This is a genomic window from Terrabacter sp. MAHUQ-38 (assembly GCF_014518425.1).
Taxonomy (GTDB): Bacteria; Actinomycetota; Actinomycetes; order Actinomycetales; family Dermatophilaceae; genus Terrabacter.
The window spans coordinates 250,257-263,467 of sequence record NZ_JACVCU010000003.1 but is presented as its reverse complement, the minus strand read 5'-3'; the positions used below and the strand labels follow the sequence as shown (position 1 = coordinate 263,467).

The following is a 13,211-nucleotide window of genomic DNA, read 5'->3' as shown; positions in this document are numbered from 1 at the left end:
ACACGCGCTTCCTACCGTGGGCACCGACGCAGAACGCGACCGGCGACGGAAGGGAGTCCGCCGTGCTGATCGACATCGACCTCACCGGGCTGCCCGTGCTGGTCCTCGGACCAGCAGGGGTCACGGCATCCGTCGTCCGCCGGTACGAGCGCGCGGGTGCCGCGGTCACCCTGGCCACGTCGCCCGACGAGGTGACGGGCGACGCGTGCGCGCGCGCACGCGTGGCGGTCATCGTCGGGCCGGCATCGACGTGGACCGCGGCCCGCGAGGCGCTCACGGGCCGTGCGGCGGTCGTCACGGAGCCGGTGCCGGAGGCGCCGCGAGGTCGGGTCGTTCTCGTCGGCGCGGGTCCCGGGGGTCCCGAGCTGCTGACGCTCGCCGGGCTCCGCGCCCTCGCCACCGCCGACGTCGTGCTGACGGACCGCCTCGCGGAGGTCGGTGACGTCGCAGCCCTTGCGCCCGGCGCCGAGGTGATCGACGTCGGGAAGCGGCCGGGCCACCACGCCGTGCCACAGGACGAGATCGAGCGGATCATGGTGGAGCGGGCCCTCGCCGGGCTCACCGTCGTGCGCCTCAAGGGCGGAGACCCGTACGTCTTCGGTCGCGGCGGCGAGGAGGTCGCGGCTGCCGTCGAGGCAGGCCTGCCGGTCTCTGTCGTGCCGGGGGTCTCGTCGGCCGTCGGCGTTCCCGGTGCGGCCGGCATACCCGTGACCCACCGCGGAGTCAGCCACGTCGTCACCGTCGTCTCGGGCCATGTCCCCCTGGAGTCACATCGGGCGCAGGCCCTTGCCGGGCTCGGTGGCACCATCGTCCTGCTCATGGGCATGCACAACCTCGTTCCCCTCACGACCGCGCTCGCACGCGCCGGCCTGCCCACGGACACCCCGGCTGCCGTCGTCGAGCGCGGCTTCACTCCCGACCAGCGCAGCATCGTCGGCACGCTCGGCACCCTTCCCGACCTCGCGGCCCGGGCAGGCGCAGCCTCGCCCGCGGTGATCGTCGTCGGCGAGGTCGTACGGCAGTCGGAGGTGTGGTCCCGCCGGGTCGGGGCCCGCGACGCCACCCCCGTCGGTGTGCTCGCGTGAACGAGCGACCGACCGAGCAGGAGGGGCGCGCGCCAGCGGCCGGCGGGGCTAGCGGTCGCCGCTCGCACCCGGCCACGCAGTGGTCCGCCCAGCTGGGCGACCCCGACACCGACGCCACGCGGGTCGAGGCGAGCGGCCCTGTGCTGGAGGGCTTCCGGATCGCCGTCACCTCCGACCGCCGCTCCGACGACCTCATCGACGCCTTCGTGCGCCGCGGTGCCGAGGTGCTGCACGCACCCGCCGTGCGCATCGCCCCGGTCGACGAGGACGAGATCCTGGTCGGCGACACCCGGGCCGTCATCGAGAGCCGGCCCGACATCGTCATCGTCACGACGGCATACGGCTTCCGACGCTGGATCGAGGGCGCCGACGCGGCGGGCCTGGGGGAGGACCTCGCCCGCACCCTCGACCGGGCCCGCATCATCGTGCGCGGCCCGAAGGCACGTGGGGCCGTGCGGGCCGCCGGCCACGACGACGACGGCATCGCCCACGACGAGCGGACGGCGTCGACCGTCGGGCTCGCCCTCGAGGACGGCGTCCGCGGCAAGCGGGTCGCGGTGCAGCTGCACGGGCACGAGGACGTCGAGCAGCTCGAACGACTGCGCTCGGCGGGTGCCTCGGTGCTCACGGTCGCTCCGTACCGGTGGGTGCGACCCACCGACGAGAGCAGGCTCGGCCGGCTCATCGCCGCCGTGGCGGCGCGAGAGGTCGACGTCGTCACGTTCACGTCGGCGCCCGCCGTCGACGGGCTGGTCTCGGCGGCCGCCCAGCTCGGCATGGACGGCGTTCTCGTCGACGCCATGCGGTGCGGCGTGACTGCGGCAGCGGTCGGTCCGGTGACGGCCGCACCGCTGCTCGACCTCGGCATCACCCCGATCGTGCCCGAGCGCTTCCGGATGGGCGCGCTCATCCGGACGGTCATCGAGCACCTGACGCTCAACGGCGTCGAGGAGGTCCAGACGGCGCTCGGCCCGCTCGTCGTGCACGGGCGCGTCGTGACGTTCGGCGGCGAGACCGTGACGCTGGCCCGCGGGCCGCGGGCGATGCTCGCCGCGCTGATGTCAGAGCCCGGGGCGGTGCTCAGTCGTGAGCGGCTGCTCGACGAGCTGCCCGACGCCGAGAACGAGCACGCGCTCGACATGGCGGTCAGCCGGCTTCGCTCGGCGCTTCCCGACCGCCACCTGGTGCAGACGGTCGTGCGACGGGGCTACCGCCTCAACGTGTGAGCACTGCCACCTGCGCGTCGGCGACGATGGCGGCGGCGTGGTCGGCGATCCAGTCCATGAGCGGCACCATGCGTTCGGCGAGCTGCGCACCGCGCTCGGTGAGGGAGTACTCGACGTGCGGGGGGACGACCGGCCGCGCGTCGCGGTGGACCAGCCCGTCGGCCTCGAGGATCTTCAGGGTCTGGGCGAGCATCTTCTCGCTGACGCCCTCGGCGCGTCGGCGCAGCTCGCTCCACCGCAGCGGCTCGCCCTCGGCCAGGGCGAGGATGACGAGCGTGCCCCACTTGCTCCATACGTGGTCGAGCACGACGCGGCTCGGGCATCCGGAGGCGAAGACCCCGTCGGGGAAGTGCTGGCGCAGTGTCTGACTAACCGTCATGCCAGTACCTTACTTCAAAGTGGGTACTAACTTCTGGGAAGTATGCCGCGGGATGCGTCGTTCTGGAGGGTGTCCATCCTCTCGAAAGGAACCCCATGACCCTCCTCGTCACCGGTGCGAGTGGCCACCTCGGCCGCCTCGTCGTCGAGTCCCTGCTCGACGGAGGTACTCCCGCCTCCGACATCGTGGCCACCGCGCGCAAGCCCGAGGCGCTCGCCGACCTCGCCGAGCGGGGCGTCGAGGTGCGCCGCGCCGACTACGCCGACCCGACCTCCCTCGACGCGGCCTTCGCCGGGGTCCACCGCCTGCTCCTCGTGTCCAGCAGCGAGGTCGGTCAGCGAGTCGCCCAGCACGCCAACGTGATCGACGCCGCGAAGCGTGCCGGCGTCGGCTTCGTGGCCTACACGAGCATCACACGGGCCGCCACGTCCGACCTGGCGCTCGCCGCCGAGCACCGCGCCACCGAGGAGCTGCTCGCCGCCTCCGGCCTGCCGCACGCTCTGCTGCGCAACTCGTGGTATATCGAGAACTACACGGGCCAGCTGCCGACGGTCCAGGAGCACGGCGCCGTCCTGGGCGCCGCCGGAGACGGCCGGGTGAGCGCGGCCACCCGCGCCGACTACGCGGCGGCCGCCGCGGCAGTGCTGGCCGGCGACGGGCACGACGGCTCGGTCTACGAGCTCGGCGCCGACGAGGCGTTCTCGCTCGCGGAGTACGCCGCCGCCGTGAGCCGCGTGACCGGCCGGGAGGTCGCCTACCGTGACCTGTCCGTCGAGGACTACACCTCCGCGCTCGTCACGGCCGGCCTGCCCGAGCCGTATGCCGCCGTGCTCGCCGACAGCGACCGCGGAATCGCCGCCGGGGCGCTGTTCACCGACACCGGCGACCTGTCCCGTCTCGCCGGTCGCCCGACGACCGGCGTCGAGGACGCCGTGCGCGCGGCCCTCGTCCAGGCCTGACCACCGGGCGAAAGTGACCATTCGACCGAAAAGCACTGTCGAGTGGTCACTTTCGTACGCCCAGGCCTGTACGGGAGTGACCACTCGACTGGAACTGCCCGTCGAGTGGTCACTTTCGTACGCCCGGGCCTGTACGGGAATGACCACTCGACGGAGGAGGGGAGCGGGTGGAGGGGAGCGGGGGTCAGGGGAGGGGGATGCCGATGCGGACGACGCCGTGGTGGACGCGGACGCTGTAGGTGGGCAGGGCGACCTCGGGGTTGTCGGGGTCGTCGAGCGCTGCGCCGGTGCGCAGCGAGAAGACCTGCTTGAGCAGCGGTGACGCGACGGTCGGCTCCCCGCCGTGGTCGCCGGTCAGGCCCCGCGACATGACTGCGGCGCCGGAGTACGGGTCGATGTTGTCGACGGCGTAGATCATCCCGTTGGGCAGCAGGAAGAGGGCGGCCTGGCCACCGCCCGGCAGCAGCACAGCCACGCCGCGGCCGGGCACCAGCACGTGCAGGGAGCACGCCGCGACCCACTGCTTGGGCCCGGGGGCGGGGAGGATGCCCGGGCGGACGACGGTGCGAGCAGGCCGGACCGCCACGTCCTCGACAGGCGTTTCCTCGACGGGCGCGACCTCGGGAGGGGTGATGAGACTCGTCATGATGGGGATCCCTTCTGGCACAGGCGGTCTGGGTTCAGCGCGGGCGGTTCGTGGACGGCATGCCCAGCATGACCGGCACCTTGCGCGGCCCGGACTCGTCGAACGCGACGGTCGGGTCGGCCTCCTCGGGGGCGTTGACGAACGACACGAAGCGACCGAGCTTCTCCGGGTCGTCGAGGACTGCCTTCCACTCGTCCTGGTAGCCCTCGACGTGGCGCGCCATCGCGGCCTCGAGGTCGTCGGCGATGCCGAGCGAGTCGTCGCAGATGACGGCCTTGAGGTGGTCGAGCCCGCCCTCGAGCGAGTCGAGCCACGGAGCCGTGCGCTGGAGCCGGTCGGCCGTGCGGACGTAGAACATGAGGAACCGGTCGATGTAGCGCTGCAGCGTCTCGTCGTCGAGGTCGCTCGCAAGGAGCTTCGCGTGCGCGGGCGTCTGACCGCCGTTGCCGCACACGTAGAGGTTCCAGCCCTTGTCGGTCGCGATGACGCCGACGTCCTTGCCCCGCGCCTCGGCGCACTCGCGCGCGCAGCCCGAGACGCCGAACTTCAGCTTGTGCGGTGAGCGCAGCCCCCGGTAGCGGTGCTCGAGGTCGACGGCCATGCCGACGGAGTCCTGCACGCCGTAGCGGCACCACGTCGAGCCGACGCAGGACTTCACGGTGCGCAGCGACTTGCCGTAGGCCTGGCCCGACTCCATGCCGACCTCGACGAGGCGCCGCCAGATCGCCGGCAGCTGCTCGACGCGGGCACCGAAGAGGTCGATGCGCTGGCCGCCGGTGACCTTGACGTAGAGGTCGAAGTCCTTCGCGACCTGGCCGATGGTGATCAGCTGCTCAGCGGTGACCTCGCCACCCGGCATACGGGGGACGACCGAGTAGGTGCCGTTCTTCTGGATGTTGGCCAGGAAGTGGTCGTTGCTGTCCTGCAGCGCCGCCTGTTCGCCGTCGAGGATGTGGTCGCTGCTCGTCGAGGCGAGGATCGAGGCGACGGTCGGCTTGCATATCTCGCACCCGGTGCCCGTGCCGTAGCGGCTGATCAGCCCCGAGAAGGTGCGGATGCCGGTCGAGGCGACGATCTCGAAGAGCTCGGCGCGGCTCTGCTCGAAATGCTCGCACAACGCCTTGGACAGCTCGACGCCCGAGTCGACGAGCAGCTTCTTGACCGTGGGGAGGCAACCGCCGCAGGTGGTCCCGGCGTTGGTGCAGCCCTTGATCGTGGCCAGGTCGCAGGCCCCCTCGGCGATGGCGCCGCAGATCGAGCCCTTCGTGACGTTGTTGCACGAGCAGATGACGGCGTCGTCGGGCAGCGCGTCGGCGCCGAGCTCGGCCCCGGCGGGGGAGATCAGGGCGCCCGGGTCACCGGGGACCTCGCGGCCGACGTACGCCTTGAGCGTCGTGTAGGCCGACGCGTCGCCGACGAGGATGCCGCCGAGCAGCGTCTTCGCGTCGTCGGAGACGACGATCTTGGCGTAGGTGCCCTTGGTGGCGTCGGTGTGGACGATCTCGAGCGCGCCGGGCGTGGCTGCCATCGCGTCGCCGAACGACGCGACGTCGACGCCGAGGAGCTTGAGCTTGGTCGACAGGTCGGCGCCCGGGAAGGTCGCCTCACCGCCGAGCAGCCGGTCGGCGACGACCTCGGCCATGGTGTAGCCGGGAGCGACGAGGCCGTAGCAGCGGCCCTCGACGGCGGCGACCTCACCGACGGCCCAGACGTTCTCGTCGGAGGTGCGGCACGTGACGTCGGTGACGACACCGCCGCGCTCGGCGATGTCGAGGCCGGCGGCCCGGCCCACCGCGTCGGCCGGGCGCACGCCGGCGGAGAAGACCACGAGGTCGGTCAGCAGCGCCGTGCCGTCGGAGAGGTCGACGGCGAGCCGGCCGTCGTCCTGCGCATCGATCGAGCTCGTGCCGGCCCCCGTGTGGACCTGGACGCCGAGGTTGCTGATGAGGCCCTTGAGTACCGCACCGCCGCCCTCGTCGACCTGCAGCGGCATGAGCCGTGGGGCGAACTCGACGACGTGCGGGGTGAGGCCGAGCAGGCGCAGCGCGTTGGCCGCCTCGAGCCCGAGCAGGCCGCCACCGACGACGAGCCCGTTCGCCGTGCGACCCTCGGCCGTGGCGCGGGCGATGGCCTGCTCCGCCGCGGCCCGGATGCCGTCGAGGTCGTCGAGGGTGCGGTAGACGAAGCATCCGGCCGAGTCGTGCCCGGGCACCGGCGGGACGAAGGGGTAGGAGCCGGTCGCGAGGACGAGGTCGTCGTAGGCGATGACGTCGCCGTCGCTCGTCGTGACCTTGCGGGAGTCGCGGTCGATGTGGTCGGCGCGCGTGCCGAGGCGCAGGTCGACGAGCTGGTCACCGGCGTACGTGTTGCCCGCGAGGGCGAGCGCGCTGCGGTCCCAGGCGCCGACGTACGCGGAGAGCCCGACGCGGTCGTATGCCGCCTCCGCCTCCTCGGAGAGCACGACGACCTTCCACGTGCTCTCCGCGTCACGCGAGCGCAGGGCCTCGACGAAGCGGTGGCCGACCATGCCGTGGCCCACGACGACGACGGTCCGAGTGGGGGCGACGGTGTTGGTGCCGGTGGGGGCGGACATCATGCGGCTCCTTCGGTGAGGGCGGTGGCCAGGGCTGCGGCGGGCGCCGGCGCGGAGGTTGCTGTGGAGTCGGTGTCGGATGAGGTGTGGGCGGCGGGGCTCGTCGAGGGCTCGGAGGAACGGAGCCAGGAGCAGAGGCCTTCGACGGCGCCCTTGCAGGAGCCGCAGCCGGTCGTGGCCCGGGTGGCCTCGGCGACGGCGGGCACCGAGCCGGCGCCGGCTCGGAAGGCGCCGACGATGGCCGACTTCGTCACCGTGTTGCAGCGGCAGATGACCGTGCTGCCGGGCATCTCGGCGAGGTTGGCGCTCTCGGGCGCGGAGCTGCGCGTCACGGCGCGTCCGAGCATCAGGGCGAGGCGGTCCCGGGGCACGGCCGAGCCGCTGTCGTAGAGCTGGGTCAGGGCCCCGGCGGCGTCACCGACGCCGAGCAGGATGGCGCCCACGAGGCGGTCGGCGTGCAGGACGAGCTTGGCGTAGCGGCCTCGGCTCGGGTCGGTGAACGAGAGGACCTCGTGCTCCGGGTCGTGCACGTCGACGGTGATCGACCCCATGCTCGCGAGGTCGATGTCGTGCGCCTTGAGCCGGGTCAGCACGCTCGTGCCGGTATAGGTGGCGGCGGGGTCGGCCCCGGTCAGCACGTCGGCGAGCACCCGCGCCTGGTCCCAGCCGGGCTGGACGAGACCGGGCACCTCGCCACGGTGCTCGGAGCACTCGCCGATGGCGTGGACGTGCGGGGCCGACGTGGCGAGCCGGTCGTCGACGACGATCCCCCGGTTCACCTCCAGGCCGAGGCTCTGGCCGAGGTCGACCCGCGGACGCACCCCCGTCGAGATGACGACGAGGTCGGCGGGCAGCTCGGAGCCGTCGTCGAGCACGACCCGAGCCGGACCCTCGGCGTCGGCGGATCGACGGGCGGCGACGAAGCGGCCGAGCACGAGCTTGGCCCCCAGCTCGCGGACGACCCGGGCGAGCACGGCACCGCCGTCGGCGTCCATCTGCCGCTCCATGGGAAAGCCCATCGGGTGGACGATCGTCACGTCGACGCCCTGGCCCAGCAGGCCGCGAGCGGCCTCGAGGCCGAGCAGCCCACCTCCGAGCACGACGGCGTGCGTGGCGGACCCCGCGAGCTCGACGATGCGCTGGCACTCGTCGACGGTGCGGAACGCGACGACGCCGTCCGGGCCTGACGCGTCCAGCCCGTCGCGGTCGACGCCCTCGATGGGCGGGATGAAGGACGTGCTGCCGGTTGCGAGGACGAGCTCGTCCCACTCGAGCAGGCGGTCGTCGGCCGGTGACACCGTGCCGGTCAGGGTCGCCGTGCGCGCCTCGAGGTCGACGGCGCTGACGCGGGCACCCGTGACGACCTCGATGTGGCGGGCTGCCCACCAGCCTTCGGGCTTCAGACGGGTCTCGCGCGGCGTGATCTTGCCGGCGACGACGGTGGAGAGGAGCACGCGGTTGTAGGCGGCGTGCGGCTCCTCGCCGACGATCGTCACGGCGAACCGCGAGCCGTCGGGATCGCGGTGGCGGATCTCCTCCGCGAGACGCGCACCGGCCATGCCGTTTCCGACGATGACGACGCGGCGGGGGGTGGGGGTCATGAGACGGCCTCCAGGCGGACGGCGCACGCCTTGAACTCCGGCATGCGGCTGGTCGGGTCGAGGGCGGCGTGGGTGAGCGAGTTGGCGCGCGCGTCACCGCCCCAGTGGAACGGCAGGAACACGACGTCTGGGCGCATGTCGTCGTCGAGGCGTACGGTCGCGCGGGTGCGCCCGCGGCGGCTCACCACGTCGGCGGGCTCGCCCTCCACGAGGCCGGCGGCCTCTGCCGTGTCGGGGTGCAGCTGGACGAACATGTCTCCCGCGGCGCTCGACAGCTCCTCGACCAGCCGCGTCTGCGCGCCCGACTGGTAGTGCTGGAGCACGCGGCCCGTGGTCGCGACGAGGGGGTATGCCGCGTCGTGGGCCTCCGCGGGACCGACGTGGTCGACGGGCACGAACCGGGCGAGGCCGTCGGGCGTCGCGAACCGGTCGAGGAAGAGTCGGGGGGTGCCCTGCGGGCGCTCGGTGCTGCACGGCCAGTGCAGGCTCTCGCCGGCGTCGAGCCGCTCCCACGTCACGGCGGAGTAGTCGGCCGGACCGCCGGCGGACGCCCGGCGAAGCTCGTCGAAGACGATGCGCGGGTCGGTGGGGAAGCCTGTGCCACAACCGATCCGACGCGCGAGCTCGCTCCAGACCTCGAGCTCGCTGCGGCAGCCCGCGGGCGCCGTGAGTGCGCGACGGCGACGCAGCACGCGACCCTCGAGGTTCGTCAGCGTGCCCTCCTCCTCGGCCCACTGGAGGACCGGCAGGACGACGTCAGCCATGGCGGCGGTCTCGGAGAGGACGAAGTCGCAGACGACGAGCAGGTCGAGGGCGGCGAGGCGCTCGGAGACGACGCGGGCGTCGGGGGCCGAGACGACCGGGTTGCTGCCGTGGACGAGCAGGACCTTCGGGCCGCCCTCGGTGCCGAGCGAGGCGAGCAGCTCGAAGGCGCTGCGTCCCGGACCGGGCAGGTCGGCGGGGTCGACGCCCCACACCGCCGCCACGTGCGCGCGGGCGGCCGGGTCGTCGATCTTGCGGTAGCCGGGGAGCTGGTCGGCCTTCTGGCCGTGCTCGCGCCCGCCCTGGCCGTTTCCCTGGCCGGTGATGGTGCCGAAGCCGGTGCCGGGGTTGCCCGGCAGGCCGAGCGCGAGGGCGAGGGCGATGAAGGCCGTCACCGTGTCGGTGCCGCTCGCGTGCTGCTCGGTGCCGCGGGCCGAGAGGATGTACGCGCCGCGCTCGGTGTCGCGGGCACGGGCGAGGGCGGCGACCGCAGAGCGCATCGTCGTCACGGCGACACCGGTGACGCGCTCGACGCGCTCGGGCAGCCATTGCGCTGCGATCGACCAGAGGTCGTCGAAGCCCGTGGTGCGCTCCGCGATGAAGCGGCGGTCGGCATACCCCTCGGTGATCGCGAGGTGGAGCATGCCGAGGGCCAGGGCCGCGTCGGTGCCGGGACGCAGCTGCAGGTGCAGGCCACCGCCGTCGACGGCCTTGGCCGCCGTCGGCGTGAGCCGCGGGTCGGCGACCATGAGGCCCCCGCAGTCGGCCGCGCGCACGAGGTGCGTGAGGAAGGGCGGCATCGTCTCGGCCGGGTTGGCGCCGAGGAGCAGCACGGCGTGCGCCGACCCGATGTCGGTCACGGGGAAGGGAAGCCCTCGGTCGAGGCCGAAGCACCGGATACCGGCCGCCGCGGCGGAGCTCATGCACCACCGGCCGTTGTAGTCGATCTGGCTCGTGCGCAGCGCGACCCGCGCGAACTTGCCCAGCTGGTAAGCCTTCTCGTTCGTCAGGCCGCCGCCGCCGAAGACCGCCACGGCGTCGCGGCCGTGTGCCGACTGCGTTTGCACGATGGCAGCGGCGACCACGTCGAGGGCCTCGTCCCAGGACACGGGGACGAGCTCGCCGTCGCGGCGCACGAGAGGGGTCGTGATGCGGCTCGAGGTGCGCAGCAGCTCGGCGCTCGTCCACCCCTTCTGGCACAGGCCACCCCGGTTCGTGGGAAAGCGGCGCGGGGTGACGGTGAGGTCGGCCGCCGACGAACCGGTGAGGGTCATCGCGCACTGGAGCCCGCAGTAGGCGCAGTGGGTGGCGACGCCCGCCCGCTCGGAGGGGGTGTCCCCTCCGAGCGCGCGAGTCGGCATGCGGACGTCGGTCATCGGCGGTAGCGCACCTTCGTCAGGATGGCCGCGCCGACGTAGAAGAGCGTGAAGACCACGAAGGCTGCCGTGGCCGACTTGGCAGCGCCCAGGTACGAGGCGCGCAGGCCGAGGTTGATGAGGACGCCGCCCACGGCGCCGATCGCACCGGCGATGCCGATGAGCGCGCCGGCCATCGAGCGCGACCAGGCGGTCCGCTCGACCGTCGGGCCGGGGATCGTCGCCGACTTCGCCTCGAAGAGCGCCGGGATCATCTTGTAGACCGAGCCGTTGCCGATGCCCGAGAGGATGAACAGCAGGACGAAGCCACCGATGAGACCGGTCAGCTGCAGGCCGGTGGCGGCCCCCTTCGTGACGTCGTCGGAGCGGGCGGCGAGCGTGACGAGGACGCCGGCGGCAGCCATGCCGACGAAGGTCCAGAGCGTGACCGCGGCGCCGCCGCGGCGGTCGGCGAGCTTGCCACCCCAGACCCGGCTGACCGAGCCGAGGAGCGGTCCGACGAAGGCGATCTGGGCGGCGTGCAGGCTCGCTGCGGCTGTCTGCGCCGGGGTGGGCACGGCGCCACCGGTGAGGCCGGCCAGGAACGTCTGGTTGAGCACCTGGCCGAAGGCGAAGCCGAAGCCGATGAACGAGCCGAACGTGCCGATGTAGAGCAGCGAGATGACCCAGGCGTCGGTGTGCCGCAGCACCTCGAGCATCGCCTTCGGGTTGGCCGTCTGGTGGTCGAGGTTGTCCATGAAGACCGCGGCCCCGATGCTCGCGACCGCGAGCAGCACCAGGTAGACGGCACAGACGACCTCGGGGCGGCGGTTGCCGAGCGTGGCGATGACGAGGAGGCCGACGAGCTGCACCACCGGCACGCCGATGTTGCCGCCGCCGGCGTTGAGGCCGAGGGCCCAGCCCTTCATCCGCTGCGGGTAGAAGGCGTTGATGTTCGTCATCGACGAGGCGAAGTTGCCTCCGCCGAGGCCCGCGAGGGCGGCCACGAGCAGGAAGGTCGTCAGCGAGTGGCCGGGGTTGACCATGAGCCACCACGTCAGCACCGTCGGGACGAGGAGGGCGACGCCACTGAAGATGGCCCAGTTGCGACCGCCGAAGAACGCGGTCGCCATCGTGTAGGGGACGCGCAGGAGTGCGCCCACGAGAGTCGGCACGGCCACGAGGAAGAACTTGTCCGCCGGCGTGAAGCCGTAGACGGCCTGCGGCATGAAGAGCACCATCACCGACCAGATCGACCAGATCGAGAAGCCGATGTGCTCGGTCGCGACCGACCAGATGAGGTTGCGTCGGGCGACGTTCTTGTTGCCGCCCTCCCAGGCGGCGGTGTCCTCGGGGTCCCAGTCACGGATGACGCGCTTCTTCGGCGCGGTGAGCTCGCGGAAGCGGCTCGGGCCCTCGGTGGTCGTCGTGGGGGCGAGGACGGGGGACCCGGCGGCGCTGCCGGTCGTGCTGGTGGTGCCGGTGGTTCCTCCGGTGGTGGTGCTCACGGTTCCTCCTGGGCTGCTCGAGCCGGGTTGCATGGGACGCTGCGAGAGCGTGACGCCCACGCTAGGAACCCGGTGTTGCACGACGAGCGAGCCGCTGTGACGTGGGCGTTACATCTGCCTCACGTCGGCCGAGGACTCCGGTGAGGTCACGCACGGCACGCCCCGAACCCCTGTCTCACCGACCTGCGCCGCGGCCGTGAGACGAGTGCCGCGTAGGCTCGCGGGCATGACCGCGGCACGTCACCAGGAGTCCCTCAACACGTTGTCGGTGGGCACGACGGGTCCGCGCATCGCCTTCCTCCACGGGCTCTTCGGGCAGGGCCGCAACTGGATGCAGATCGCCAAGGCCGTGAGCGGGCCCCACGGCACCGACGCCCGATGCCTGCTCGTCGACCTGCCCGACCACGGACGCTCGCCGTGGTCACAGGAGTTCTCGCTCGACGCATACGCCGATGCCGTCGCGGGGACGCTCCGCGGGACCGCGCCGGAGGAGCCGTGGACGGTCGTCGGGCACTCGCTCGGCGGCAAGGTCGCGATGGTCCTCGCGCTGCGCCATCCCGACCTCGTCGAGCGTCTCGTGGTCGTCGACATCGCGCCCAAGGGCTACGGCTCGCTCGAGCGTTTCGAGGGCTACATCCGCGAGATGCAGGACCTGCCGCTCACCGACCTGACGAGCCGCGCCGACGCGGAGGCGCGCTTCGACGAACCCGACCCGGGGGTCAAGGCGTTCCTGCTGCAGAACCTCCGGCGTGACGGCCACTCGTGGCGCTGGCAGGTCAACCTCGACCTCGTCGCGGGCGACGCGGCGCTCGGGTCGGGCTCACGCATCGCGGACTGGCCCGATGCCGTCGACGACCTCCCGCCGTATGCCGGCCCGGTCCTCTGGATCGCGGGCGGCGACTCGCGCTACATCCAGCGCCAGGACGCCGAACGCATGCGCCGCCACTTCCCGAGGACGCGCCTCTTCACGATCAAGGGCGTCGGGCACTGGGTGCACACCGACGCGCCCGAGATCGTCGTGACGGCCCTGCGCCGAGTCCTGCACGCCCCCGCCTGACCTCGGGTCGATGTATCGGCGCGGCTTCTGGGCTGCGTGA

General features: G+C 72.6%; 10 protein-coding genes. 4 read left to right on the top strand and 6 right to left on the bottom strand.

Annotated elements, in window-relative coordinates; translation table 11 throughout:
* The first annotated feature begins 62 nt into the window (after window positions 1-62).
* Both cobA and H9I49_RS12285 read left to right on the top strand, forming a co-directional pair.
* Window positions 63-1,085 (top strand): uroporphyrinogen-III C-methyltransferase, encoded by a 1,023-nt coding sequence (cobA, locus tag H9I49_RS12290; protein WP_188030670.1) that lies wholly within the window; start codon window positions 63-65, stop codon window positions 1,083-1,085.
* Window positions 1,086-1,177: 92 nt separating this feature from the next.
* Complete coding sequence (locus H9I49_RS12285) at window positions 1,178-2,311, top strand: uroporphyrinogen-III synthase (protein WP_188031199.1); 1,134 nt, start codon at window positions 1,178-1,180, stop codon at window positions 2,309-2,311.
* On the opposite strand, the gene H9I49_RS12280 is transcribed toward H9I49_RS12285, so the two are convergent.
* Window positions 2,301-2,690, bottom strand: a complete 390-nt coding sequence (locus tag H9I49_RS12280) for a helix-turn-helix domain-containing protein (RefSeq protein WP_188030669.1) — start codon at window positions 2,688-2,690, stop codon at window positions 2,301-2,303. The two genes, H9I49_RS12285 and H9I49_RS12280, sit on opposite strands and share 11 nt — an antisense overlap.
* Window positions 2,691-2,785: 95 nt before the next feature.
* Here H9I49_RS12280 and H9I49_RS12275 point away from each other — a divergent pair, with 95 nt between their 5' ends.
* Window positions 2,786-3,649: an SDR family oxidoreductase gene (locus tag H9I49_RS12275; RefSeq protein WP_188030668.1), complete on the top strand. Its 864-nt coding sequence runs from the start codon at window positions 2,786-2,788 to the stop codon at window positions 3,647-3,649.
* 184 nt (window positions 3,650-3,833) lie between these two features.
* On the opposite strand, the gene nirD is transcribed toward H9I49_RS12275, so the two are convergent.
* Genes nirD through H9I49_RS12250 form a run of 5 tightly spaced genes read right to left on the bottom strand, consistent with a single transcriptional unit; the run spans window position 3,834 to window position 12,114 of the window.
* On the bottom strand, window positions 3,834-4,295 hold the full coding sequence (nirD, locus tag H9I49_RS12270) for a nitrite reductase small subunit NirD (protein WP_188030667.1): 462 nt from the start codon (window positions 4,293-4,295) through the stop codon (window positions 3,834-3,836).
* 34 nt (window positions 4,296-4,329) lie between these two features.
* Entirely contained in the window at window positions 4,330-6,891 is a 2,562-nt protein-coding gene (gene nirB, locus H9I49_RS12265; RefSeq protein ID WP_370587548.1) for a nitrite reductase large subunit NirB, read from the bottom strand.
* On the bottom strand, window positions 6,888-8,489 hold the full coding sequence (locus tag H9I49_RS12260) for an FAD-dependent oxidoreductase (RefSeq protein ID WP_188030665.1): 1,602 nt from the start codon (window positions 8,487-8,489) through the stop codon (window positions 6,888-6,890). Before H9I49_RS12260 ends, nirB begins: the two co-directional genes overlap by 4 nt.
* Window positions 8,486-10,612 (bottom strand): molybdopterin oxidoreductase family protein, encoded by a 2,127-nt coding sequence (locus H9I49_RS12255; RefSeq protein WP_188031198.1) that lies wholly within the window; start codon window positions 10,610-10,612, stop codon window positions 8,486-8,488. Before H9I49_RS12255 ends, H9I49_RS12260 begins: the two co-directional genes overlap by 4 nt.
* Before the next feature lie 11 nt (window positions 10,613-10,623).
* The gene (locus H9I49_RS12250) at window positions 10,624-12,114 is read right to left on the bottom strand and encodes a nitrate/nitrite transporter (RefSeq protein WP_188030664.1); all 1,491 of its coding nucleotides are present in this window, start codon (window positions 12,112-12,114) and stop codon (window positions 10,624-10,626) included.
* 226 nt (window positions 12,115-12,340) lie between these two features.
* On the opposite strand from H9I49_RS12250, the gene H9I49_RS12245 reads away from it, so the two are divergent.
* Window positions 12,341-13,171, top strand: a complete 831-nt coding sequence (locus H9I49_RS12245) for an alpha/beta fold hydrolase (protein WP_188030663.1) — start codon at window positions 12,341-12,343, stop codon at window positions 13,169-13,171.
* Window positions 13,172-13,211: the final 40 nt, after the last annotated feature.